Source organism: Gottfriedia sp. NPDC057991 (assembly GCF_042886615.1).
Lineage (GTDB): Bacteria > Bacillota > Bacilli > Bacillales > Bacillaceae_G > Gottfriedia.
In genome coordinates, this window is record NZ_JBHVQN010000001.1 from 1058513 (window position 1) to 1085085 (window position 26573).

Annotated in this window: 24 protein-coding genes, 1 pseudogene and 1 riboswitch; of the genes and pseudogenes, 18 read left to right on the top strand and 7 right to left on the bottom strand. The window is 30.2% G+C overall.

Annotation, left to right across the window (positions count from 1 at the left end):
• Nucleotides 1-17: 17 nt before the first annotated feature.
• The 4 genes and pseudogenes from thyA to ACFVR2_RS05395 all read left to right on the top strand — a co-directional run.
• Nucleotides 18-314, top strand: a pseudogene (gene thyA, locus ACFVR2_RS05380) (thymidylate synthase); the annotation flags it as partial.
• Entirely contained in the window at nucleotides 311-802 is a 492-nt protein-coding gene (locus ACFVR2_RS05385) for a dihydrofolate reductase (RefSeq protein WP_387359546.1), read from the top strand. The pseudogene thyA and the gene ACFVR2_RS05385, both read left to right, overlap by 4 nt.
• A gap of 102 nt (nucleotides 803-904) precedes the next feature.
• A complete protein-coding gene (locus ACFVR2_RS05390; protein ID WP_056466385.1) occupies nucleotides 905-1561 on the top strand; it encodes an FMN-dependent NADH-azoreductase in 657 nt (218 codons plus the stop codon).
• Nucleotides 1562-1708: 147 nt separating this feature from the next.
• Nucleotides 1709-2413, top strand: a complete 705-nt coding sequence (locus ACFVR2_RS05395) for a lysophospholipid acyltransferase family protein (protein ID WP_387359548.1) — start codon at nucleotides 1709-1711, stop codon at nucleotides 2411-2413.
• A gap of 38 nt (nucleotides 2414-2451) precedes the next feature.
• Here ACFVR2_RS05395 and trhA read toward each other — a convergent pair whose 3' ends face one another.
• Nucleotides 2452-3078, bottom strand: coding sequence for a PAQR family membrane homeostasis protein TrhA (gene trhA, locus ACFVR2_RS05400; protein WP_387359550.1), 627 nt, complete (start codon nucleotides 3076-3078; stop codon nucleotides 2452-2454).
• A gap of 199 nt (nucleotides 3079-3277) precedes the next feature.
• On the opposite strand from trhA, the gene iadA reads away from it, so the two are divergent.
• The 4 genes from iadA (at nucleotide 3278) to ACFVR2_RS05420 (ending at nucleotide 7629) form a co-directional block, all read left to right on the top strand.
• A complete protein-coding gene (iadA, locus tag ACFVR2_RS05405; protein ID WP_387359552.1) occupies nucleotides 3278-4444 on the top strand; it encodes a beta-aspartyl-peptidase in 1167 nt (388 codons plus the stop codon).
• A 681-nt stretch (nucleotides 4445-5125) separates the two neighbouring features.
• Nucleotides 5126-6172 carry a BMP family lipoprotein gene (locus ACFVR2_RS05410; protein WP_387359554.1) on the top strand — a complete coding sequence of 349 codons (1047 nt, stop codon included), beginning with the start codon at nucleotides 5126-5128 and terminating at the stop codon, nucleotides 6170-6172.
• Between the two features lie 176 nt (nucleotides 6173-6348).
• Nucleotides 6349-6540: a twin-arginine translocase TatA/TatE family subunit gene (locus tag ACFVR2_RS05415; RefSeq protein WP_387360454.1), complete on the top strand. Its 192-nt coding sequence runs from the start codon at nucleotides 6349-6351 to the stop codon at nucleotides 6538-6540.
• Nucleotides 6541-6786: 246 nt separating this feature from the next.
• Nucleotides 6787-7629 carry a DegV family protein gene (locus ACFVR2_RS05420; protein ID WP_387359556.1) on the top strand — a complete coding sequence of 281 codons (843 nt, stop codon included), beginning with the start codon at nucleotides 6787-6789 and terminating at the stop codon, nucleotides 7627-7629.
• 46 nt (nucleotides 7630-7675) lie between these two features.
• Here the strand turns inward: ACFVR2_RS05420 and ACFVR2_RS05425 are convergent, their stop codons facing one another.
• On the bottom strand, nucleotides 7676-8629 hold the full coding sequence (locus ACFVR2_RS05425; protein WP_387359558.1) for an MBL fold metallo-hydrolase: 954 nt from the start codon (nucleotides 8627-8629) through the stop codon (nucleotides 7676-7678).
• Between the two features lie 171 nt (nucleotides 8630-8800).
• Between ACFVR2_RS05425 and ACFVR2_RS05430 the strand changes: the two genes are divergently transcribed.
• Nucleotides 8801-9385, top strand: coding sequence for an SCO family protein (locus ACFVR2_RS05430; protein WP_335475317.1), 585 nt, complete (start codon nucleotides 8801-8803; stop codon nucleotides 9383-9385).
• A 140-nt stretch (nucleotides 9386-9525) separates the two neighbouring features.
• Here ACFVR2_RS05430 and ACFVR2_RS05435 read toward each other — a convergent pair whose 3' ends face one another.
• Entirely contained in the window at nucleotides 9526-10011 is a 486-nt protein-coding gene (locus ACFVR2_RS05435) for an Hsp20/alpha crystallin family protein (protein WP_387359560.1), read from the bottom strand.
• Nucleotides 10012-10169: 158 nt separating this feature from the next.
• On the opposite strand from ACFVR2_RS05435, the gene ACFVR2_RS05440 reads away from it, so the two are divergent.
• From ACFVR2_RS05440 to ACFVR2_RS05455, 4 genes are all read left to right on the top strand, one after another.
• Nucleotides 10170-10655 carry a GNAT family N-acetyltransferase gene (locus ACFVR2_RS05440; protein WP_387359562.1) on the top strand — a complete coding sequence of 162 codons (486 nt, stop codon included), beginning with the start codon at nucleotides 10170-10172 and terminating at the stop codon, nucleotides 10653-10655.
• 178 nt (nucleotides 10656-10833) lie between these two features.
• Entirely contained in the window at nucleotides 10834-12747 is a 1914-nt protein-coding gene (locus ACFVR2_RS05445) for a hypothetical protein (protein WP_387359564.1), read from the top strand.
• Nucleotides 12737-14608: a hypothetical protein gene (locus ACFVR2_RS05450; protein WP_387359566.1), complete on the top strand. Its 1872-nt coding sequence runs from the start codon at nucleotides 12737-12739 to the stop codon at nucleotides 14606-14608. The genes ACFVR2_RS05445 and ACFVR2_RS05450 overlap by 11 nt, the downstream gene beginning before the upstream one ends.
• Before the next feature lie 422 nt (nucleotides 14609-15030).
• Nucleotides 15031-15588 carry a hypothetical protein gene (locus tag ACFVR2_RS05455; RefSeq protein WP_387359568.1) on the top strand — a complete coding sequence of 186 codons (558 nt, stop codon included), beginning with the start codon at nucleotides 15031-15033 and terminating at the stop codon, nucleotides 15586-15588.
• Between the two features lie 44 nt (nucleotides 15589-15632).
• On the opposite strand, the gene ACFVR2_RS05460 is transcribed toward ACFVR2_RS05455, so the two are convergent.
• Entirely contained in the window at nucleotides 15633-15824 is a 192-nt protein-coding gene (locus ACFVR2_RS05460) for a hypothetical protein (RefSeq protein ID WP_056466342.1), read from the bottom strand.
• Nucleotides 15825-16004: 180 nt separating this feature from the next.
• Nucleotides 16005-16469, bottom strand: coding sequence for a MerR family transcriptional regulator (locus ACFVR2_RS05465; RefSeq protein WP_387359570.1), 465 nt, complete (start codon nucleotides 16467-16469; stop codon nucleotides 16005-16007).
• A 481-nt stretch (nucleotides 16470-16950) separates the two neighbouring features.
• On the opposite strand from ACFVR2_RS05465, the gene ACFVR2_RS05470 reads away from it, so the two are divergent.
• Nucleotides 16951-18300 carry a hemolysin family protein gene (locus ACFVR2_RS05470; protein WP_387359572.1) on the top strand — a complete coding sequence of 450 codons (1350 nt, stop codon included), beginning with the start codon at nucleotides 16951-16953 and terminating at the stop codon, nucleotides 18298-18300.
• Between the two features lie 62 nt (nucleotides 18301-18362).
• Here ACFVR2_RS05470 and ACFVR2_RS05475 read toward each other — a convergent pair whose 3' ends face one another.
• Nucleotides 18363-18752 carry a DUF1694 domain-containing protein gene (locus ACFVR2_RS05475; protein ID WP_387359574.1) on the bottom strand — a complete coding sequence of 130 codons (390 nt, stop codon included), beginning with the start codon at nucleotides 18750-18752 and terminating at the stop codon, nucleotides 18363-18365.
• A gap of 284 nt (nucleotides 18753-19036) precedes the next feature.
• On the opposite strand from ACFVR2_RS05475, the gene ACFVR2_RS05480 reads away from it, so the two are divergent.
• From ACFVR2_RS05480 to ACFVR2_RS05495, 4 genes are all read left to right on the top strand, one after another.
• Nucleotides 19037-20170, top strand: coding sequence for a histidine kinase N-terminal domain-containing protein (locus ACFVR2_RS05480; RefSeq protein ID WP_387360456.1), 1134 nt, complete (start codon nucleotides 19037-19039; stop codon nucleotides 20168-20170).
• A 448-nt stretch (nucleotides 20171-20618) separates the two neighbouring features.
• Nucleotides 20619-21077: a helix-turn-helix domain-containing protein gene (locus ACFVR2_RS05485; protein ID WP_387359576.1), complete on the top strand. Its 459-nt coding sequence runs from the start codon at nucleotides 20619-20621 to the stop codon at nucleotides 21075-21077.
• Nucleotides 21078-21272: 195 nt separating this feature from the next.
• Nucleotides 21273-23819, top strand: a complete 2547-nt coding sequence (locus tag ACFVR2_RS05490) for a DUF2339 domain-containing protein (protein ID WP_387359578.1) — start codon at nucleotides 21273-21275, stop codon at nucleotides 23817-23819.
• Nucleotides 23794-25059: a hypothetical protein gene (locus ACFVR2_RS05495; RefSeq protein WP_387359580.1), complete on the top strand. Its 1266-nt coding sequence runs from the start codon at nucleotides 23794-23796 to the stop codon at nucleotides 25057-25059. The genes ACFVR2_RS05490 and ACFVR2_RS05495 overlap by 26 nt, the downstream gene beginning before the upstream one ends.
• Before the next feature lie 387 nt (nucleotides 25060-25446).
• On the opposite strand, the gene ACFVR2_RS05500 is transcribed toward ACFVR2_RS05495, so the two are convergent.
• Nucleotides 25447-26196, bottom strand: coding sequence for a DUF4397 domain-containing protein (locus tag ACFVR2_RS05500; protein ID WP_387360458.1), 750 nt, complete (start codon nucleotides 26194-26196; stop codon nucleotides 25447-25449).
• Nucleotides 26197-26449: 253 nt separating this feature from the next.
• Nucleotides 26450-26552: riboswitch (purine riboswitch) on the top strand.
• The last annotated feature ends 21 nt before the right edge of the window (nucleotides 26553-26573 follow it).

The following is a 26573-nucleotide window of genomic DNA, read 5'->3' on the forward strand; positions in this document are numbered from 1 at the left end:
CTTGGTTGAAGATTTTGTCAGCTGACATTTTCCTAGGAGTTCCATTTAATATCGCATCTTATGCACTATTAACAATGATGATTGCTCAAGTATGTGATTTAGAATTAGGTGATTTTGTACATACATTTGGAGATGCACATATTTATACAAATCATCTTGATCAAATTAATTTACAACTTTCAAGAGAGCCTCATAAATTACCAAAAATGAAGATAAATACTGAAATTAAAAACATTTTTGAATTTAAATATGAGGATTTTACATTAGAAGATTATGAATGCCATCCTGCGATCAAAGGGGTAGTAAGTGTATGATTGCTGCATTAGTTGCGATGTCAGAAAACAATGTAATCGGCTTAAATAATAAAATGCCTTGGCATCTTCCACAAGAGCTTGCTTACTTTAAGAAAGTAACTACTGGTTATACAATGATTATGGGAAGAAAAACCTTTGATTCAATTGGTAGACCACTTCCAAACCGAGAAAATATCGTTGTGACAAGACAAAAGGATTTTCATGCTGAAGGTGTTACAGTCATTAATGATGTTATAAGTTTTGTTGAAGAAAATAAAAATAAAGATTTATTTATTATTGGTGGGGCGGAAATTTTTAACTTAACTTTCCCGTATTTAGATACACTTTATATTACTGAAATTGAACATAACTTTGAAGGTGACACTTTCTTCCCAAATTTTTCAAAGGAAGAATGGAATGTAAAATCTGTGTCTGATGTACAAGTCGATGAAAAATCAAAAATTAAATTTAGATATTTTGTTTATGAAAAAAAAGTGTTGACATCTTGAATTAGAGATATTATTATGAGGTTAAGGGATTTGGTTATCCCTTAATTTTTGATAATAAATCTCGAATTAAAGATAAACGAAACTGAGAGGAAGATGTTTAAGATGAAAAAATTACTTTATATTACTGCGAATCCAAATGCAATTGAAAATTCATTTGGTCTATCTGTAGGGGAAGCATTTATTAATGAATACAAAAAAGCAAATCCTGAAAATGAAGTTGTTCATTTTGATTTATTTAAAGAAAATGTTCCTATGTTAGATGGAAATGTATTTGATGCGTGGGGCAAATTAGGAAACGGTACTGCTTTTGAAGAATTAAGTGCTGATCAACAAGCTACTTTAGCTGCTATGAATCGTAACTTAGAAATTTTCACTCAAGCTGATGAGTATGTATTTGTTACACCATTCTGGAACTTTAGTTTCCCATCAGTTGTAAAAAACTTTATTGATAATATCTCAATTGCTGGTAAAACATTTAAATATACTGAAAATGGTCCAGTTGGTTTACTTGAGAATAAAAAAGCATTACACATTCAAGCAAGTGGTGGCGTTTATTCAGAAGGTCCTGCAACTGGAATTAACTTCTCTAGCCCATACTTAACAAGTATTTTAAACTTTGTAGGAGTTACTGATGTAACTACATTATTCGTAGAAGGTATGGCTGCAATGCCAGATAAAGCACAAGAAATTAAAGCAAATGCAATTGAAAAAGCTAAAGTTCTTGCTGCAGAATTCAGTGGTGCAAAAGTTTCGAACTAAAGATTCACTATATTAAGGAATCGGCAAATACAAGCCGATTCTTTTTTTGTGATTCTCGTTATATTAAATAAACAGGATGGATAATACTTTTCAAGTGGTTGGGCATTTTGTATAATAATAAACATACTCAATTATCGGAGGATTAATATGTTTCGCACAATATTTGCTGCAACACGCATTGTCATTGGTGTAATTGAAGCAAAGCTAAAATTATCATCAGTAAAAAAAATACCAAAAGAGTTACCTGTACATGAGAAAGACCGTATGATGCACCAATTTCCTGATTATTTTGGGAAAATGATGATTGGTTGTACTGGTAGTAAAGTAAAGGTTGAAGGAATCGAAAATATTCCTAGAGACCAAGGAGTCCTAATTGTAAGTAATCATCAAAGTAATTTTGATATTCCACTATTATTAGGATATTTAGATAAGCCTATTGGATTCATTGCAAAAATCGAATTAAAAAAACTGCCGATTGTACCAGACTGGATGGAACAAATGCATAGTGTATTTATGGACAGAAAAGATCGTAGACAATCACTTAAAGCTATAAAAGAAGGCGTTGATAAGCTTAAAAATGGCCATTCATTAGTTGTTTTTCCAGAAGGTACTAGAAGTAAGGGGAGTCAAATGGGGGAATTTAAATCAGGGAGCCTTCATTTAGCAACGAAGTCAGGGGTTCCAGTTATTCCTGTAAGAATTGAAGGGACCTATAATATTTTAGAAGCTAATGGTAATCGAATTAAACCAGCAAATGTGACTCTTAAAGTATTTCCACCAATTTATCCTGAACAAATTGGAATGACTGATGCCAAAGAATTAACTAACTATATTAAAGAGATTATTGAATAATAAAACTAAAAGCGCTCATTTAAAATGAAGCGCTTTTTTTAAACAACAAATTTAAATATACAAAAATACATAGATGCACTACCTAATAATACAAATAAATGCCATATTGCATGACTATATGGCCAGCGTTTGACTAGAAAAAAAATTGTACCAATCGAATAAAATAGCCCTCCTAATAATAAGTAGAAAAATCCTATTCCAGATAGTCCTGCATAAATAGGTTTAATTGCGAACATCATTAACCAGCCCATAATTAAATATACAATGGTTGAAAATAATTCAAACCGATTAACATAGATAAATTTAAAGATTACACCTGAAACTGCCAAACCCCAAACAATGGTAAATAAGGACCAGCCAATCTTTCCTCTTAATGTTACGAGTAAAAATGGAGTATAAGTTCCAGCGATTAATAAATAAATTGCAGAGTGATCTAAAATTGTAAATAGCCTAATTAGCTTTGGGTCTCTGACACTATGAAGTAATGTTGAGCAAATATAAAGCATCAACATAGACAAACCAAAGACTGTAAAGGAAATTAAGTGCCAAGGTGTCCCTTTATAAATAGCCTTACTAATTAAATAATATAGTGCTGGGATACTCAATATTGCACCAATCCCATGAGTAATAGCATTTGCTAATTCTTCTTTCATTGCTCTACTCATAAAAATGCCTCCTATTTTAATTGAATCATTTTTAACTATGAGAGTATTATGAACAAATCTAGAGATTTAATGATTTCAATATTTTATAGCTATACGTATATTTTGAAAGATCATTTTTAACAGTTACTAAAAAGCAAGAATGAAAACAGACAGATATGGTAATCTGAATTTAAACAAAATTATCCAATCGGAGGTATATATGTTACTCATAAAAAATGGTGAAATATTTACGCCAAAGTCAATTGGTAAAAATGATATTTTAATATCGAATGAAAAAATTGAGTATGTTCATGAAGAAATAGACATTACCTCATCTTCGGTACTTATACAAATATTGGATGCATCTGCCTACTATATTGTGCCTGGCTTCATTGATGCACATGTTCATCTTATTGGTGGTGGAGGAGAAGGTGGCTTTAAAACAAGAACACCAGAGTTATTGTTGTCTGATTGTATTAAAGGAGGAATTACCACCGTAGTAGGAGTAATTGGTACAGATGGAACAACAAGAACTATGACTAGCCTCCTAGCAAAATGTAGAGCATTGGAAGAAGAGGGCATAACTTCATTTGTCTATACGGGCTCGTACCAAACACCTGTCAAAACGTTATTTTCTAAAATTGAAGAAGACATCATCCTCATTGATAAGATTATCGGTGTAGGAGAAATAGCAATTTCGGACCATCGATCATCTCAACCGACAAAGGAAGAATTTGCAAGAATAGCTGCTCAAGCTCGAAATGGGGGCTTACTTTCAGGAAAGTCCGGCGTTGTAAATGTACATATAGGAGATAGTAAAAAAATGTTATCAATGATCGAGGAGATTGTTGAAGAAACCGAATTACCGATTACGCAATTTTACCCAACACATATTAACCGCAATAGCTATTTATTTGAAGCAGGAATTAACTTTGCTAAAAAAGGAGGGTTTGTTGACTTTACAACTAGCTCAATCCCACACTTTTTAAATAATGGTGAAGTGAAATGTAGCGTAGGGTTGAAAAGAATGCTCAATTCAGGTGTTAGCATTGAACAAATCACGTTTACATCTGATGGACAAGGTAGTCTACCCGATTTTGATGAAAACGGAATACTCCGAGGCATGAAGGTTGGAAGAGTAAGCAGTTTATTTAACGAAGTAAAAGATGCAATTTTAAATGAAGGCATCAAGATTGAAGATGCAATTAGCGTAATCACTAAAAACCCAGCAAATATACTGAAATTACAAAAAGGCCAAATCAAAAATGGATTCGATGCAGATTTAGTCTTCCTAAATAAATCCACACTAGAAATTGAAGCAGTTATTTCAAAAGGAAAAATTATGATGCAAGATAAAGAAGTTTTAGTAAAAGGAACATTTGAATAAATAAAGTTTAAGAGCAGGAAGTAAAATTACTACCTGCTTTAAGAGTGTTGAAATATAAAATTTCAAACGTTTAGTAAGTGAACCTATATTGATAATTAATTCATTTTTAGATGACTTAATAATGATTTTAAATGTAAATATGTTTAAGCAGTTTTATAATATCAACAAACTCTAGTAATTGTTTAATTCCAGAGAAGTTAAAAATATTTAAGAGCGAAATTTTTAGAAAAAAAATTAAAATGATTATTCTAATACGTTGATGTTTTATCTTAATTGACCGATTAACAAGCTGTTATGCTACTCTAAGTAAAGTATATTAAATTGGTTTTTTAGTGCAACCTTTTTTTGATAAATAAGTTAATTGGAGAAAAAAGGGGTGCTCGACTCCTATGGGATATGCGGGAAGGCTGAGACCCCGCAGGAACTAGGAGGCTCAAGAATCTCGCCCCATGGAAAGCGAGCATCCTATAGTGGAAATCAACATGATTCTACATACTATACTGAAAATAAATCATCTTAATTAAAAGACCAGCGTGAAAGCAGGTAGCACAATGTACTTCCTGCTTTTAAAAATTTTTAGGTAAAAAACCCTCAATTTCCTAATCCCTCTACTTTTCAACGAATAAAACAATAATCGAAAATTCATACTAGAAATAATTGTATTCGAATGAGGTGAATGATTTGTATATAAAAAAGGCTGCATTAATCTTAATTTCGATCATTGCAGTCGTCATTTCGGCTTGCAGTAATAATCAAGATTCTAGTAATACGTTCAAAATAGGCATCGTCTCAAATTCAAATGGAAAAAATAACAGTTATTTAAACTCAAGTGCAATGAAAGGTATTTCTAAATTTGCAAAAGAGGAAAATTTAAAAAAAGATAAGAATTATAAATACATTACAACAAGTAGTACAAAAAGTTTTGAAAAGAAAATTACTAAAATGGCTGATTCAAATTATGATTTGATTATTGGAATAGGTAATAATTTATCAACTGTATTAAATAAGGTTGCAGAAAACAATAAGAGTACGAAATTTGGTGTAATTGATTCAAGGGTTGACCAACCAAATGTAATTAGTATTAATTTTACTGAACAAGACGGAAGTTTTTTAGCAGGTGTAATAGCAGCAATGAAAACAAAAACCAAAAAAATTGGATTTATCGGTGGGGACGACAATGAAATTATTAACAGGTATAAGTATGGGTTTATTTCTGGAGTTAAATCAATAAATAAAGAAATTGAAGTTCTAACAGCGTATTCAAATACCTTTAATGACCCTAAAATAGGTTCAAGAATAGCAAATGACTTTTTTAGTAAAGACGTTGATATTATTTTTCCTGTAGCGGGTTTAACAAGTAAAGGCGTATTTACAACTGCAAAAAAGATTAGGAGATCAAATCAAAGAGAAGTATGGGTAATAGGAGCTGACCGCAATGAGTATAGACACGGTTTACCTGAAAACGTAACTCTCTTTTCACTTGTGAAAAAAATTGATCAGGCAGTATATGATTTAGCTAAACAAACAAAATCAAATGAATTTCATGGTGGTAAAACGTTAATTTATGGTTTAAATGAAGATGGTATAAAATTAATACTGGCAGATAATAATGTTGAGGACCCAATATTAGTAAAGGTTAATGAATATAAGGATAAAATTCAAAGCGGTACTTTAGTAGTACCTAGTAATAAAGAAGAGTATTTTCAGTTTAGAGATAAATTAATTTAAATTAAAAACAATAAAAAGAATAGATAATATTATTATGTAAACTAAAACTAAATAAGTTATTAAATTTTATTAAAATTCCTTGAAATTATTTGACGAATGAACAAATTTTTGACAATATTACTATATAAGGAAAGTTTGGTACTTACTTATTAATAGTGGATGGAAGTTGGGGGAAAATAATGGCTAACATAGGCTTTCCAGGTTTAATTTTAATTTTAATTTTAGCTTTAATTATATTTGGACCAAAAAAATTACCTGAAATCGGAAGAGCATTTGGAGATACACTTAGAGAATTTAAGCGTTCTACTCAAGGTTTAACAAATGAACTTTTAGAAGACAAAGACAAAGACGAAAAGAACGGCAAATAAATCAGTAAAAGACTCGGTAATCGTACCGAGTTTTTTATTTTGGAAAATTCTAGATCTACTCATTATTTATTCAATAACCTCATCCTTCTTCTAAATTAAAACTCACCTACTTGTCAATATGATTTTCAAAGAAATATTGAAATTTTAATGGAACTTTAATATTTACTGTTAACTGATAGTAAAAATGATATAATGAATTTACTTTGCAAAATTTGTAGAATTTTAGAGAAGAAAGATGTGAATTGATTGGCAAACATTAAGATTGTAACTGACTCAACGGCCGACTTATTAAAAGAAGAAATTGAAAATTTAAATATAACAGTCATTCCTTTAACAATTCAAATAAATGGTGGAACATATTTAGATGGAGTTAATATATCTCCAAAGCAATTTATTGATGAAATGCAACAATCAGTTGAATTGCCAAAGACATCTCAACCAGCTGTAGGAAAATTTGTAGAAACATTTGAAAAATTGACAGCCGATGGAAGTAAAGTCATTTCAATTCACTTATCTAGCGGTTTAAGTGGGACTTATTCAACTGCATGTGCAGCTGCAGGGATGGTTGAAGGTGATGTAACAGTAATCGATTCAGCTTTTATTACAAGAGCAATGGCTTTTCAAGTCATCGAGGCAGCACAAATGGCTGATGACGGATCCACTGTTGAAGACATTGTTAACCGTCTTACGGAAATTAAAAATAGTACGTATTTATATATTATGGTAGATACACTTGAAAATTTAGTTAAAGGTGGAAGAATTGGAAAAGGTAAAGCCTTTATTGGGTCATTACTAAATATTAAACCGATTGCATCACTTGAAGGGGGAGTTTATTCTCCAGTTGGTAAAGTGCGTAGCCATCAGCAAGTAGTAAAAACTTTAACTAAATATTTTGAACAAGACACACTTGGAAAAACCATAAAAGGTGTAGGAATTGCTCATGCAGATGCTACTGAGCTTGCAGAGACCCTTAGAAATTCAATTCAACAACTAACGAACCTTGAATTAAATGAAACCGATTATACAACTCCAGTAATTAGTACACATACAGGAAAAGGTGCTATAGGGTTCGTTTTTTATGCTGAATAGTTTTTATATTCAACATTTTATATTTAACATAGGAAAAAGAAGAAGCTTAATAAATAATGGCTTCTTCTTTTTTATTTCTAACGATTGAGTGGTAAATTGTTTCACCTAGTAAAGAAATTTTAAGCTTTTCAGGTTTTATTTTTTTCCTTTTCCATTCAGAACATAATCGCTCTAGAGCCTCTAAAGGAGTATCGTCTGCAAGTTTAAATGTTCCGTAATGCATTGGGATAAATAACTTTGCGTTTAAATCTAAAAACGCTTGAACAGCTTCTTCAGGTGACATATGGTTGTGTTTCATAAACCATTCAGGTTCATATGCTCCGATTGGAATAATTGCTGTATCAATTTGAAATCTTTTACCGATTTCTTTGAAGCCTGAAAAATAAGCACTATCACCAACGTGATATATACATTCATTGGACGTTTTGAAAACAAATCCACCCCAATGTGACTTATTCCTGTCAAATAATGTTCTCTTCGTCCAATGTTGAGAAGGTACAAATGAAATATTAATCCCTAAAAAGTCTTTTGTCTCCCACCATTTCATTTCATGGACATTTTTATAGCCTTTACTAACAAATTTTTGTTTTAAGCCGATCGGTAAAATAAACTGGGTTTTTTTAGGGAAATGTCGCAATGTATTAAAATCTAGATGATCATAGTGACCATGAGAAATACAAATTAAGTCAATTGGAGGTAATTCTGATATAAGTATTCCTGGTTTTGACAATCGTTTTTTTAAAGCCATTTGATTAGCATAAACAGGATCAGTTAATATATTGACTCCATTTATTTGTATTAAAAAAGTAGAGTGTCCAATCCAAGTAATTGTTGTTTCATTACGATTTTCCTTTAAATAGGTGATTTTTTTATGACTACATTGTTGAATTACACTACTATAATCCTTTTTTGTCTTACTTCTTTCTATTCCGCATTTGATCAAATCTTTAAAAGTTTTACGATAATTCGTGTCTAAATTTTCATATTTTTTATTTGCCATTATCAGTCATCCTTTCAAGATTCTTTATCAATATGTTTAGTTTAACTTTACTTTGTAAAAGTATCATTTGAAAAATTTTAAATATATATGTCAATTAGTTTAAATTATTAGAAAGAAACGATCTGTTTTTGATACAATGGACAAGTACAATGCTAGCGTAGGGGGATAAGTATGAAGAGAAATACGGTATTTGTGACATTTATAATGATTTTATGTCTGGCTTTATTAAGTGGCTGTGGAAATAAAATTGAAAATCCTTTAAATTGGGATTTAGAAAAATTTACATACACTAACCAGGACGGTAAGACTTTTGGGACAAAAGATTTAAAAGGAAAAGTCTGGCTAACAGATTTTATATTTACAAGTTGTGAAACAGTTTGTCCGCCAATGACAGCAAATATGGCAAAACTTCAACAAAAGGCTGCAGAGAAGAAGTTAAATGTAGACTTCATCTCATTTAGTATTGATCCTGAAGTTGATACGCCACAATTATTAACTACATTCGCAAATAAATTTAATGCTGATTTTAGTAATTGGAATTTCTTAACGGGATATTCTCAAAAACACATTGAAAAATTTGCATCTGAAAATTTTAAAACGATTGTTAAAAAACCTGAAAACAATTCACAAGTTATCCATGGTACTAAATTTTATTTAATTGATCAAAACGGAAAAATCGTTAAAGATTATAGTGGTGTAAGTAATGTGCCATTTGATGAGATTTTATCAGATATCGAAACATTGACAGGGAAATAAAGCTGCAAAAGATCATTTATCTATTTAATAAAAAACTGAGTTTCTAAAAGATACTCAGTTTTTTTGATTAATTTGAATTTAGTTATTTGTGTTAATAGAATTCGTTTAGGTTGTCGGTAATATACAAACAGTATTACGTTTTAGTCTAAAAAGATTTGTTTTTGGTATTCAGGTAATTTTGTACCTTTTATGACAAGCATACCGTTTTCGTATGTTGCTGTTGCAGTTGTTGCATTAATTGGGTAAGGTAATTTTACGACTCTTTGGGATTGGCTATAAGAATACTTTTTATAGGAGTAATTTGATTGATCATTTTGTACTTCAGTAATCGTATCAGATTTCAAGCCAATTGTTAAGATTGTACCTTCAAGGTCCATATAAATTTGTTCTTTACTTACACCTGGCATACTTGCCTGAATGATTAATTCCTCACCGTTTTCAATGATTTCTACACCGATTGAGGAAAAAACTCCATGTTTATGAAAGAATTTATCAATTTCATCAAATAGACCTCGAATTGGCGACTGATCTATTAGATCATCCACCTTTTTTAAATAATGTTGAAGATCAATAGATGAATGACTTTGTTTTTCATCTTGAGCGTTGTTTTTTTCTTTTTCACTCATATTCATACCTCCTATCATTCCGACTAACGCAGTATATGTAAGGAGCCTAAACACTGTGCTTGTTTAGATGTAAGGATTTTTTATGAATACGAATGTTGAAATTCAATTTTTGTAATGTACAATGAATGAAAAGATAAAACGTGAGAAGAGGAAGTAGAATGGAAAAACTTTTTGCGACAAAAGAAGATGTACTCGAAATTGTAACAATTTATAATGATGCAATCCTAAATACTACAGCAACATTTGATATGAAAATAAAAACGGAAGAAGAAATGCAAAAATGGTTTTCAAACCATACAGAGCTTTACCCAGTAATTGTTTCGAAAGAAAATGGTCAAGTAACCGGGTATTGTTCACTAACACAGTTTAAGGAAAAAGATGCATATAAACAGACGGTTGAACTATCTGTATATATTCATCCTGATCATCGTCGTAAAGGGCTAGCGAAGGCATTAATGATTGAAATGATTGAAACTGCTAAAAAATTAGGTCACTTTACAATTATTTCTTGTATTACTAGCGGAAATGAAGTAAGTGAAAGATTACATGAGAAGTTAGGATTTAAAAAGGTAGGTCATTTTTATAAAGTAGGCCAGAAATTTAATCAATGGCTAGATATCGTATATTACCAATTAATGCTATAGGACAATCGTGGAATCTAAATGGGATATAGTTTAATAGTAAAATTTAAGATTTTGTCCACACACTGAAACACTCAGGTTTACCTGGGTGTTTTTATTTGTAAAAAGGCCGTATTATTCATAATTTCTATACTATGAACGTAAAATGTAGGAGAAATGTCGGAAAGTGGGGGAAATGACTTTGAAATTAAAACGCGCATTGACCCAGAAAGTAGTGAAAAAAATTCACAACTTTTTATTCCTTGGAAAAATTGTGACAGAAAGAGTAGTAGACCAAGAGAAGCAGAGCTTACTTTATTATGAAGACGAAGATCATATTCGTTTTTATGTAGAGTGCTTATCTCCAATTCCATCAAAGTTAAAAGCGAGTTTTTCAACTCAAGATGTTTTGTTTGTAGGGACAACTGCAAATAAAAATAATGAAAGTAAAATAAAACCACTCATTAAAAGTAAGAAAAAAGATGACATAATTGAAGGATTAAAAAAGATTTTTGATACTAAATTAGTCATGTTTCGTCTTGAATATGCCAATGAGGTAGTCACAGCAGATCTAGTAGAGTTTTTTGATGGGAAAAGGGACACTTCCTATCATCTACTGCCTGTCATTGAACTTAGGGGAGAGGGAAAGCGTGAAGAGGTCGAAAATCGACTAATAAAAGGTTCTTTGCCAATTCATCTGCCAAAATATTTTAATGACTTTGATCAACCAGAATTTGTCTTTTATGAAAATAGACTATACGGCAATTTGTTTTTAAAATCGATGATGAATGATATTAGTTACTTAGAAAAACAAAATGAAGTTACATTTCAAGATTATGATGAAGATGAACTTAAAAAGTCATTTATTCATTTAAATCATTTAATTTATTTTATTCCCGAAAAACAGTGGGAAGAGTTGAATAAAAACTTTAAAAAAGAATGTAAAGAGCTTATTTATACGCAAGAATTTACCGAGAAACAAGCCTTTCCCAATGAATGGAGTAATGATACTGAAAATGCTTTTATTGAACGATTTTACCAAAATTGTTTGCAGCAAGGCTTATTATACGAAAAAAAAGATATTATTAATTTTCATATATGTTGTAAATTTCAGGCGCTAACAATTTTAGGTGGTGTAAGTGGTACTGGGAAATCACAATTAGCACGTATTTATGGAGAAACCTTAGGACTTGAATTTGGAAAAGAGTTATTATTTGTTCCAATTTCTCCGTCTTATCGAGAACATTATGATTTATTAGGTTATTTAAATCCGACTACTGGGATTTATATTGATTCTGAGACGGGATTAACGAAATTACTTATAGAGGCTGAACAATTTCCACACAGGATGTATATGGTGATATTTGATGAAATGAATCTTTCTCAAATTGAACATTGGTTTAGTAAATTTTTATCAATATTAGAAATGCCTCAGGATAAGAGAGTCATTACCCTATTCCATGATCATAACGTAGTCATTAATCAATATTATAAGCCTAAAGTAAGAATAGGTAATAATATTATTTTTGTTGGTACAGTTAACTTTGATGAAACTTCAAGTGAGTTTTCTTTAAGATTATTAGATCGTGTAAATATAATTTCACTTAGATCAACGTCATTCGTAAATTATGCAGAAAAGATGAATAACGAAAATATTTATGAAACTGTACCACAAATTTATATTAATGCAGAAAACTTTAGTAATTGGACAAAGAAAACTTTAAGTACATCTGAGCTTACAAGTGATGAATTAAAGTTTTTTGATGAGTTTAATAAAATAGTTGAACATTCATTAAGTGAACGAATAATCTCTCCGCGAATGATTAAAGATCTATCAAATTATTTAGCTAACATACCTACTCTTCCTTCCCATATTCAATTCGAACGCAAAGAAGCGATCGATCTCTTTGTTAAGCAACGCGTATTAACTAAAGTTAGGGGGTTATTTGCTAATTTAGAAGAATTAATTGGTACAGGTGAAGGGAACGAGCAGGAAGGGCTACTAAATATGGTCATGAAATCTAATTTAGGTAGATCAATTTCTGACTTTGAGTATTCGATTAAAGAATTGAAAAAGAAAAGAAAGCAGCTGGAGATTGATGGATATGTCAACTAATAATAGTCCAGAAATTTTTGAGCCACTTTATCTACCATTTACGATTGCAATTCTTGTCGGAACTAGGGGGAAAGAGGAGAAAATATCTCTTGATGCACTGACAATGAACCCAAAAGAGGCTTACTTATTTGCTTATGAAATACAAGAATTAAAAAGATTTTTATTTCAAGTCGATGGTGAGTTTGACGGTAAAATTACGTTCGTTTGGAATAATCTTTATCATTTTCAACAAGAAAACCTGGATGATCAGCAGTTTATTTTTACATCTGAAAAAAGAAAAATATTAATATATGAACATGGTAAAACCGAGAATGCATATCCTTGGAGATGCGGATATTATGAATTTTGTATTATATATCAAGAACAACACTTTTACGGAATGATTAAAATAGTACCGAAAAATTTAGATTATGATCAATTAGAGTGGATGCATTCAACATTAAATCAACAAATAAATGGAATAATGAATGACTCACAATACTTTAAAAAATCTTCCGCTTCATTTACTCAAAATGGAACAATGTATTTTTGGCCAATTATACGTTTTATCGAGTCAAATGAAGAGAGGCTACTAGTTGCAATTCAGCAATTTATTAGTAAATTAAAGCGGAAACAAAAAAAGGATTATGAATTAAAAAGGCAGGTAAAAAAATTAGATTTTAATACAATTAGATGGACCTTAATGCATCCTGCCATTTCAAATGCAACAAATTTAACAATGCAACCGGTTGTTCAAGAAGAAAATTATATAGATGAGATTAAATATGCTAAAAATAAAGTTCGTAAATTTCTACTTACAATTGAAACATTATTAACCTTTGTAAAATATGAATTAGTTAAAGACAAAAATAAAATGGATCAAATCGATTTTCAAGTGAAGGATATAGAAAAAATGATGCAGAATGTAGTTGGGAATGGCTCAATTACTGATCGAGAAAAAGCTAAATATAGGCAGTCAAAAATGTTAAAAGAGTTAGAATTAGAAAAGTTAACTAAAAGTGTTACAGAAAAAGAACGCATTACGAATTCATTGGAAAAACTTTATGAAGTCTATTTTAGAGAATATACAATCGGAATCTTTCGTATAGCGACGGATACAGATACTTCAAAATATCCAACTAGTCCATCGAAAGTATTTTTAAATTTTATTCATTCCTTAAGCTTGTTTGATAAAAAGGTAAAGGAATACGGAAAAAAACAAATGCTTTTACCCGTCTATAAGCCAACTTTTTTACTATATGAATACTTTGTCTTTTTCTCATTATGCGATATTTTCTTAAAGCTAAAATTTAAAAATGATTCTGAACCATTAGCTGAACAGATTTTAATGCATATAAAAGATGATGAGTTAATGGATGGGGCATTTGTGTCACTAGAAAATAAAAGTTGGATCATTAATTTAGTTTATAACGAAATTATTGAGGGAAGTCCGCAAGTATCACTGTTAAAAGGAACAAATTTTTTTAGTGGTGAAGAATCGAAAAAACCGGATATTAGATTAGATTTTTATCGAAAAAAAAATAAAGAATACGTTGCTTCGATCATTTTTGAAATTAAATATAGTCCAATGTTTAATATTTATCAACCAGTAGGGAATACAAAGGCAATGGAACAAATGTATAAATACTGGGGACTAAAGTATGTTGAACGTGTTAATGGAAAAATGACATATGTGCGAAAACCGATCAATGAAGTAATTTGTTTATATCCAGGTAGTAATGTTCATCGTAAAGTTCTTGAAGCGGGTTGTGGTACTTATATTCAGTTTTATCCTAGGAAAAAGGGCGAGGATTTTTTTGAACTAGTTGGTGAAAGAGAGCTAGTAGATATAATAAACAGAACACTTGAAGAACTTAAATAACTCGAAATTGAAACTGAATTTAGAAAGTCAACCAATCAATCTTTATGTGCCCTTTACCATTCGACGGCATAGGGCATATTTCTTTAATTCGAAGATGTTCTTTGACATTTTGATACATTGTTTATATTATAAAATACGAAATAATATTTCTGTAAAAAATTTACATTTTAGTATTAATTTATACTACAAAACTAATTATGAGATAATTTTGATTTCACAAATTATACATAATTAGTTATGTAAGCGTTGCCAAAAGCTAAATTTTACCATACAATAGAGCCATATATAAACAGGCCAATAAAATACTTTTTTAACAAAATAACTAAATAGAATTAAAGAGACAATATTAAAATTTGGTATAAACGTTGTTTAATAGACGTAAGATAAGAATATTTATATAGGAATTTTAGGGGTGAGTGAGAGTGTTTCGTGTTATTCATACAAAAGAAGAGAATAATTTATTTAACGAGCTTTGGGGAGATTTTTGTGAAGAAAACGAAATACCTTTCTTAGTAAGAAGTAATGAAGTTACTCGTTATGGAATTTGTAATTCGGATAAAAAGTTAATTGGTACCCTCGAGTTTAGTAAATATAATATTGAAAATGAGGATAAAAATAAATATTATTATGATTTTTCCGAAAACAAATACATTAAATATATTCAAAATGAAGAAATCTATGAAATTGGTAAATTATTAATTACAAGGGAAAATAGAGGTAAAGGATTTTTTAAACAAATTTTACTAGCATGCTATGATCATGCCAATCATACTAACGCTGATTGGTATATTGGTACAATAAATAAAAGACTTTATATGTTTGCAAGAAGTGCAGGATTTAAAATTTTACCGATTGATGAATACTTTGAAATAAGTGATGATATAATTGCTGTACCATTTTTATTGGATATTAAGCATGCTATTAAACTATTGAAATATTCAAATGAATTTAAAGAAATATTAATGTATTATGATAAGTAAATGAGAAAAACTCAGGGATAAACCTGAGTTTTTTTATTTGCATACTATTCTTGTTCAAGAATACCTGCTGCCTGGTTCGTTTGATTATAAGCTGTTTGGCAAGCTTGAAGCGCTTGTTCGATTCTTTCATGGTTTTGTGGTTTTTCAACGGTTTCTAATGCAGATTGAAGACATTCAATTGCGTGTTTAAGTTCAGTAGTTGCATCCTGAGTATATTGACGCGCATTTTTTTGCATGGAAATTCCTCCTTTCATCCAATTTTATTTTTGACCAACATACATTTTAGTATGTAAAAAAACGTAGAAGAAAATTCTTCTACGTTTTTAACTTTCCATCAAACGAATGCATTCTTCATTAATTAATTAATTGCTTGCCTTTGCCCAGAGTTCATTACCTTTAAACTTGACTCAGATTTTTTAAACTCCAAATATTGATAAAATGGCAAAACGTTTTTTCGGTTTAAATGTTATGATCTTTTTCTGATCCTCTAAATCCGCTTTTAATAAGGTCACTTGTTCATTTAATTGTTCTACTTGATTTTCAAGTTTAACAACTACTTTCTTTAAATCTTCAATTTCACATCGATGTTCCAAAATTTGTACTGAAACGACTTCATTTGCTTTTGTTTCAACTTTTTCTTCGAGTTTTATTAATTTTTGAGTTAATTCTTTTATTATGTCAATGTTTTCAGTGTCATTTTGTTTTGTTTCGATCGTTTGCATAGAAGCTTCATAAATTTCTTTAATTTGTTCGATTTGTTCCTCTGTAAATAAATATCCATTATGAGTTTTCTCTACATTTAAATTTCCTTTTTTTAAATAAAATAAAACTTTTTTATTTGTTAATTGCAGTTGTTCTGCCACTTGAGAAGTTGTATACATACGCTATTCCTCCTCCAAATAATTTATATATTAAAAATTCTTTATTAATCTGCACATTCCTTTGAGGTTGACAAAACTAGTGTTGACTCGGCAAAAGTTCTTAAAATCCATCGAATAAATAGGTTCTAAACAATCAAAATAGCTGAATATGTAAACTTGATTACTTTTGTATTGATTTTTATCGAAATTCGGTTTTTTACGGTGTTATTAACAAAACATTTTACAAATTTTAGAATATAAAGTTGATATATAGCATATAATGCAAGACACTATCGGAGAAGGAAAATAGAAATAAGGTAAAGAATGGTAAGTAAGAGAGAAGGTAAAACAAGAAATGCAGAACCTTTTTCTAAAATTTTTCTATTCCTGTTTTAAAAATGCCAAAAAAAATTTGATAACAAATTATTTAACTGAATATACTAAGATAAGCCTAATTTAAAAATATTAATTATGAAGATGGCCTTCACTTCCAATTGGAGGGATGACTCAATTGTTTGGAATTGGTACTAAGTTATTATTAGTTGTTGTATTAATTGCATTTACTGCCTTTTTTGTTGCTTCAGAATTTGCAATCGTAAAAATTAGAAGTTCTAGAATTGATCAATTAATTGGCGAGGGGAATAAAAAAGCAAGAGCTGTTAAACGAGTAATAACACATCTCGATGAATATCTTTCAGCTTGTCAACTTGGTATTACAGTTACGAGTTTAGGTTTAGGTTGGTTAGGTGAACCGGCTGTAGATGGATTATTGCATCCATTACTTGACGACTTGAATTTACCTACTGCAGTAAGCGGCACGATCTCTTTTTTACTTGCTTTTGGAATTATTACATTTATTCATGTTGTAGTTGGTGAATTAGCACCTAAAACAATCGCTATTCAAAAGGCTGAACAAATTACCTTAAAGTTTTCACCAGCATTGATTCTTTTTTACAAAATTACCTATCCGTTCATTTGGTTGTTTAATAATTCAGCAAGGATGGTCTTAAAACTATTTGGACTTCCTCCTGCTTCAGAACATGAAGTTGCACATTCAGAAGAGGAATTAAGAATTCTCCTTTCTGAAAGCTATAAGAGTGGCGAAATAAATCAATCTGAATTTAAGTATGTGAACAATATATTTGATTTCAATATGCGAGTAGCAAAAGAAATAATGGTTCCTAGAACGGAAATGGTTGCAATTGATTTGCGTGAACCTTTTCATGAGAATATTCACTTTATGAGTACAGAAAAATATACTCGTTTCCCTGTTGTAGATGGAGATAAGGACCATGTCGTTGGTTTAATAAATTTTAAAGATGTTTTTACTGATTTTGTTCTTCATAAAGGGGATGCAGAGGTAAAAACACTTGAACAATATATTAGACCGATCATTCAAGTTATTGAATCAATATCCGTTCATGATTTACTTGTTAAAATGCAAAGAGAACATATACATATGTCAATATTAGTTGATGAATACGGAGGTACGTCTGGCTTAGTAACAGTTGAAGATATTTTAGAAGAAATTGTTGGGGAAATTCGAGATGAGTTTGATGTTGATGAGAAAGAGGATATAAGTAAAGTAAACGAAAATAAATTCATCATTGCAGGTAAGGTTTTAATTAGTGAAATTAATGATGTTTTTAGCTTAGATATTGATGATACTGATGTTGATACAATTGGTGGATGGATTTTAACTGAAAATTTTGATGTGCAAGAAGGAGATTCAATTAAATATCATAACTGCACATTTAAAGTCCTTAAGTTAGACGGTCATTATATAAAATCGATTGAATTAACACGGGAACCGATCAAAAAACCTGAAAGCCAAGAAGAAAGCGCAACTTAAATTGTAAAACAATTTAGCTGCGCTTTTGTCCATATTTTATGAAATTTCACATACCGAATTAATTAAAAATTAGTTGATTTATAAAGTTCATCTTTAATAAATATTTCATTCTTATCAACCGCGTCATTATGCGTCACGACAAGTCCAATCGGTGTAGGTACGGGTAAATTATTGACTAATGAAAAGGGTATATTTTTTTTCTTTGCCATTAAAATATATTTCGAAATTGTATTATAGGATAGTGTACCATTTAATAATAAAGTAACATTTTTCATACTGATTGATTTTTCAACGATTGGATAGATTGAATTTGCCATCACTTGACTTGTAGTTAACGCAATTTCAATTCTTTCACGAATTGTACCTAAAAAAATATTTCGTTCTTCAATTTTTATTTGCTTTTCACCATAGATACCTTTAATTAAATAATCTTCAACATTATTTCCAGCCATTGAAATACCTACCTTCAGTTTAATAAGTTAATTGTATCTAACTTTATTCTATTCTACTCACCATATTATTGACATTTTTGCGTAATTTTAGTTTTATAATAACTAGGACTAAGTGACAATCGTAAAAGTTTAGTTGCTGAATGAAATGAATGAAATATACATAAATTTAATTTACGATTTAATCAGATTATTGTAAAAAATATTACTTTGTCGTAATAAATTCGACAAATTTTTATTTTTTTACTTAACGAATATTTAAAAATTTGTTACTATTTAATTAATAGATTTTTTTATTGGAGGTGTTCCTTATTGATAAGTCAATAGAGAGTAGGTATAGCACTTTCATACAGGAAAGTATGCCTACATTAACAAAGAATTGGGTCGCTCAAGCGGTAATAAGCGATGATGATCCATTTAAATCCGAGATTATCATTAATGGAACTAAATTGATTGATTTTACGTTATTATTTATTGAGGGCAAAATAAATGAGGATCAAGTCAAAGATTTGGCACATAAAATAGCCCTTGAACGAGCTAAAGCAAGTGCTAACATCGGAGATTTTGTGTATAACTCAAATATAGGTAGAAGTGAACTATTTAAACATTTATCAGAATTTGAAGAAAGTATTAGTCTACTTCAGCCACTCATTAATAAAATTAATTACGTTTTTGACCAGTTTATTTATTTTACTGTAAAGCAATATTCATATCTCATTACACAAGATATAGAAGAGAAAAAGCAGTTTATTGACGAGACTCATAAAGAGAGACTTACGATCTTAGGACAAATGTCTGCTAGTTTCGTTCACGAATTTAGAAATCCACTTACTTCAATTATTGGATTTGTAAAATTACTTAAAGGAGATCATCCACAATTAAAATATTTAGACATCATAGATCATGAATTGCATCAATTAAATTTTAGAATTGATCAATTTCTTCATGTCTCGAAAAAGGATCATGATCAGATAGTGGAATCCTTTTTAATTAATGATTTATTTAAAGAAATAACTGAATTCTTATATCCGAGTATTGTAAATTCGAATGTCATTTTACAAGAAGGAATATCTCAACAAATATACATACCAGGTTTCAGAAATGAACTTCGCCAAGTTTTACTTAATATATTAATGAATTCGATCGATGCCTTGGCTGAAAACGATGGACAAAAAACGATTCATTATCAAGTTTCAGATTTAGAGGATATGATTGAAATTCAAATAAGAAATAATGGACCTAAAATTAGTGAAGAAAGCATACGGACAATTTTTGAACCATTTGTTACGACAAAAAATCATGGTACTGGAATTGGCTTATTTGTATGTAAACAAATCATTGAAAAACATGATGGCAATATTAAATGTCTTTCTGATGATGAATGGACAGCATTTTACATAACGTTGCCAAAAGAGGCATAAAAAAACTCGGATAATTAGTCCGAGTTTTTTTATTTTTATAATGTAGTTGTATATTGTTAGCTTGTTTAACGAGGATAATTTGAAATTCTATGGAAAAAGGTGAAATTCCCCCAAATTACAGAAGTCGATATGACCTGTATAATTAACTTAAAATATTGCTGAACCTGATAATGGTTAAGGTGAACAAGGGAAGCATAATTCGAACATAAAATAGTAAAGAAACGCTAGGTAATTATCTTTAAAGGATCTTCGAAAAAGAAGGTCCTTTTCTTCAACCACTACTCATGATGTTTAAGACTGTATTCTGAAAAATTTTAAAATAATAAATCAACGCATTTATTTACAAAAAAATTCATATAGTGTAATATTACACTAAAAGTAAGTCAGGGTAACTTTTTGAACTAAAACACATCATCGCTTTGAATCTTTTCATTAGGAAGTGATTTATATGGATAAAGATAAACTAATCGAACTCATCTCAAAAAATGTAAGATTGATTCGCCTAGAAAAAGGGTATTCGCAAGAAAAAATGGCAACTGTTCTTGGAATTTCAAAAAAAACGCTCGTTCAAATTGAAAAAGAACGAACATCATTAGGATGGACAAATACAGTTGCTGTCTGTGCTTTGTTCAAGGATAGTATGATTTTAAAGAATTTTTTTGGTGATGAACCGTTTGAGGTAATTGAAACACTAGCACACGATGAAATGTATACTCCAAAATTTAAAACACTCGGAGGGAAACTTTTTTGGCATGAAGTTGAGAAAAAAGGCATCTATCGTGTTCAACAAAATGTAATTAGTCAACATTATCGTATTTTAGATGATTCAGACTATCGATGGTATAGTTCGTTTGATCAGGAAGATGTAATGAATCGCCTTTTTGAATTAGCAAACAGTCAATTGTGACCTTAGGAAGATGTTGATTGAACAAAGAAACAATTATCCACAGTTGTTATCACAATTATTTTAGTTTTAACAGTATTTAAGTGTTATCACACTCCTAAAAGTGAAATAGTATATACGGGTAGTGTTATATAAAAAGTAATATTTTGTTTTCTTTTTATAATTTATATCATCTTCGAAAACAAGGAGGAGGAAATGATGGATGAGTTTAAAGATAGGTTAATATTCTTGAAAGATAGTCAGAACGAGTTGATGAAGGAGTATCTGACCTTAATTGAGCAGTATGAGTCAAATGATTTGATTCATGAAAATCAAACTTTACGGAAGTATTACGAGGAGTATAAGCTTCAATTGTCTCAATTACAGGAAAAGTATGATCAAAAATCAGAAGAGAATGTTAAATTACGAAATTCATTGATGGAGCAAATCCTTGATGAGAAGCTCAATATTATTAAAGTATCTCGGAAGAAATTAGAAACTTATTTTGAAGGAAGAACAAAAGAACATAATAACCGCTTAGATGGCTTTGAATTTGATGCAAAACAAAAAATCAGGCGTCTATTTGAAAGGGCTTCCATTGAGTTAGAAGTAGAAAAAGATGAGTTTAGAGCGAAGCTTAAGCAAATTTCCTCAGAATTAGATCAAAAAATTATTTTGCATCGTGAGCAAATCGCAGAAGAAGAGAAAACGCTAATCGGTAATGTCAAAAATGGTTTAGACCAATTTTCTTCAGAAGAAGTAAATGAAGAAATTATTCAGAAACGAATAAAACAAAATCAAATCGAAATGAAAATCGGTTTGAATTGGATCAATAAACTTGGAATTCTCCTAATTATATTAGGTGTTGGGGCTGCATTTAAATATTCATATTCCACTTGGTTTAACGGCTATATGAAAGGGAGTATATTTTTCCTGCTTGGGGCAGTAATGCTGTCAGGTGGTGAAGTGTTTTTCCGAAAGCAAAAACAGACGTTTGCCTTAGGACTTTTAGGAGGCGGAATTTCGGTCTTGTATGGATCGATTTTTTATAGTTATTTTTTATTACATATAATAGACATTTATGTTGGATTGTCTTTATCTATTTTAGTTTCTTTAACCGCAGTACTGTTATCATTAAGATATCATTCAAGAACTATTTGTTCACTCGGACTTGTAGGAGGTTATCTTCCATTATTTTCATATATGTGGGCTTTCGGCCTCCACGGAAATGCTGTTTACACAGCGATGGGTTATCTTTTCCTATTAAATCTTTGCATATTGTTAGTTTCATTTCGAAAACGTTGGACGATTGTAAATTACATTAGCTTTTTATTTAACACACCTTCTTTAGCTGCATTAATCTGGTTAGCTGATAATGAATCAATTAGCATATTGTACTCAATCATTACATTCTTAATGTACCTTGGTATCACTTTATTGTATCCATTTAAATACAAATCAAAGCTTACTAGACTTGACGTTGTATTATTGTCTTTAAACACTGTGACTAGTTGCGGTTTATTATACTTCCTATTTGAGGAAGCGGGATTAAAGGACTTAAGAGGCTTATTAGCACTTATTTTTAGTCTTGTGTATATTGGTTTGGGAAAATTCATCGAGAAAGTCATGAAGAAAGAAAAGCAAACGATGTTGTTATTTTATGCGACATCACTAACATTTGCGATCTTAATGATTCCGTTCCAGTTTGGAATCCAATGGTTATCTATAGGATGGCTTATTGAGGGGATTCTGTTAAGCCTTTATGGAAGCATTTATAAATTCAAGCAACTAACTAGAGCTGGTTGGGGCATATTCCTTCTATGTATTGGATCATTTTTTGTTATTGATATCGGAATAAATGTGTTACTAGATATTAACAATGATTATTTTGATTTTAAATATAGTGCGATTATTATTGGTATGTCGATTCTTACTTTATTTTATGCGATACGACAAAATCGAAGTGATGTACCACTTTTCTCTCGACCAATAGAGTTAAAAGTAATTACTTGGTTTAAATATTTTACTCTAGTTAATATATGGTTTTATTTAATGTATGAGATTGACAATGTATATAGCAATAATGTATCTGATCAATTTACACATTATTCTTTTTATCAAGGGTTACTACTAGCATTTATTACGATTGTATTTGCATATATTCTTACTAAAATGAAAGTCCTTTATGACAGTATTGTGAAGTATTATTGTTTATTCCTATATATGATCGGGTATTTAATTTGTATTTATGTAACGATTCAATTCCCGGCATTGAAGGAAGATTTTTCAAAAAATACATTTGTCGAATATCTTGCCTTAGGTATATTGATTGGTGTTAATATTTTCGTGTTTTTCAGCAGTCGGGACTTCTTAATTGCATATATTCGTAGACAATTTAAAAGTAGTGAATTGTATCCTTTAATTTTAGGAATCTACTTAATAGGAATCCTTACAGTATTCATAAATATACAGCTTCAATTAAATAAGGTAGGATTAGCAATCAGTTTATTATATTTATTGCTAGCAATTTCTTATATTTTATATGGCTTCCGTAAGCGATATATGTATATTAGAAGATTAGGTCTAGGACTAACTCTTGTATCAACAGGAAAGTTAATCTTTTTTGATTTATCTTTTCTATCTTCGGGAAGTAAGATAATCGCATATTTCAGTTTCGGGTTTGTGCTTATTGGCGTGTCATTTATTTATCAAAGAGTTTCATCAAGACTGGGGGAGCAACATGGTCAAGTTGATTCGAAAAATTAGTTTAATTGCTAGTATTTCTTCCTTGGTTTATATGTTACCGGTCTTTACAGTTATCGAAGCAAAGGATAAAAGTAAGGATTGGCATTTTTCCAAGTCAATTGATATACCAGCTAATAATAAATACCAATCATTTTTTTTGGATGAAGAAGTATATGCCGGAGCAGATGAGAATTTAAATGACCTTCGAATCGTAAACAGCAAGGGGCAGTTTGTTCCATTTTATATAGAAAATGGCTATAAAGAATCGCAGGAGCAAAACATAGTCTATTCTTCAACCTTAGTGAATACGGCAAAGAAAGATCAAAATACGATCTTGGATTTTCGTATCACACCAATAAAAGAAAATGAGGATATTCAAGGAGATACACTACTGATCGATTTGCCGAATATAGATTTTTTAAAGCATGTAGAAGTCTATGGTAGTTATGATGGTAATCTGTGGGAGTATATAAAGAAAAATGACCTATACCGGACTGATCGATTAGAAAATAAAATGATTAATCTTGGCACTGTCCATAAATATAGTTTTTATCGAGTAAAAGTGCTAGATAATGTTGAAAATCTGATTTTTAAACAGCTACATTTAGTTCATAAAACTTACGATTTTAAATGGAATGATTATAAGAAAACTAGTAATCCCACTTTTAAAATTAAAGAGGGTTCTAAGTTGACGGATATTGCAATCCAGAATAAAAATAGACTTAAAATCAAGACAATAATGCTGGACGTTGATAATAATTTTACTCGAGCTTATTCTGTATTCGACCCGAAGGATAATGAAATTCAAGTTGATGGTAAAAACGAGATATATCATATTAATTTTAAAAACGTTCAAATTAACGGTACTACGATCACAGCAGTAACCCCAATTACGCAGCCATATTTTACAATAAAAATTAATAACGAAGACAATCCACCATTGGATATAAAGGGAATAAAGGTCGAATATTTTTTGGATAAGATTATATTTGAGGACCCGGGTACTGGGCCATACAAGTTGCTTTATGGGAACGATCATGTAGAAGCACCAAAGTATGATATTGAGAACTTCAAACAGTATATTCAAAAAGAAAATTTGGCGTTAGGGAAATTAAAAGAACAAATGATTGTCTCGCCTATGGTAGACTCTCAAAAACCTAGGTGGTTTCAAACGAAAATTTGGTTTAATGCTATTATTATTGCGGTGTCACTAGTGCTTATTGTTTTTCTTACAATAAAAATGAGCAGACCAAAAAAATAAAATGATATTAAAAGAAACAACTTTAGAACGACTACTATAGGTCGTTCTTTTTTATTAGCTACATATAACTGGAATAAATTTACAGACCATACAATGTTAATTTCGCAATTACTTCTAATGAGTATGCTCATTAGAAGTGGAATTGATAAATTGTTGGGTGAGGACAAAAAAATGAAATTAATGGGAGCAAAGTACTTTGTAGCTCCGATTTTTAATGCGTATATTGTCTATACAAAATATAACTAAAAGGACTCTAACCTATATCATCTAAAGCATGAATAGTTAAACAGGATTGTCTAATTTTGACAATCCTGTTTTTTTATCAACAATTTAAAATAAAAGGGCTACCGATTTCCTGCCGTTAATTCCTTATCGGTAATAATAATTCTAAAATAATTTAATTACTTCAAATCTTGGATCCTCTTCAACACACCCTACTGAAATTAAATCATATACTATATTTTCTTTAAACTTTGATTTATAGAGAGGAAATATGATCACTTTCGTACCTGTTAATCGTATTTCCAAATTAACTGTCATAGGTGATATAGGCAGATATTCTGAGGCTTTTCGGTATGGGACATTTGGGAAAACAACATCTCCTTCACCAGCTTTTACTGCAAAATCAAGATTTGGTGAATTAGGAGATAAATTAATAAAGCGGATTTTAGCTTCTCCTTGAGGCAGGGAATTTTGGTCCGTATATGAAAACAGCGAGATTTGGTCTAAGTTATGACCAATAGCAATCGTATAATTTTGCTCAGCAAGTAAATTTATTTGTTCAGAATGAATTGGTTTTGAATGATCATTAGTTTTAAAAACCTCAACGAAGTGTACCCCTGAAGGTAAAGTTAAATAGTGAGTTGATTCTTTATAATTTAAATTGGAAATAAATTTAGTACGATTAATATAAATGTCTAAGCTTATTTTTTTAGGTAAAACATTAATGAGTCTTATAAAAGCTAAATTTTGCTTTATTATATTGTCCTTTTTATAACTTATTGGTGAATTATTTTTTATTAGCCTTTGGAACGAATCAAATCGATTATCATTTACTTGGAACAAATTGTCCTCTTTTTTTGAATAGGATGAAAAATGATTAAAAATATTCGGGTTTATTCGTTTTTTTTCTACCACTTTGTTCAAACTACATACCTCCTATGATTACCATCCTACGATCCCATTTAAAATAGTATTCATTAACGAGAAAATTATGAATTATTTTATATTTAAAACTCTTAAAATAGTTATTGCTTTTTAGAGTCAAAATTTAATAGAATACTATCAATATAGTTTTTTACAATTAAATATTAGCTAATTAAGTTTATTCACTTTAAATAAAATGATTCAGTAACCTAAAACTTGTTTTTTTGTCTGGGTCACTAAAAAATAAAGTGATTCTTAATACGCTCGTATAATTTTGGAAATAACCGGTCCAAAAGTTTCTACCAAGCTGCCGATATAGTTTGACTACGAGAGATATGACATAGCATATTCTCTCCTAAATATTTAGG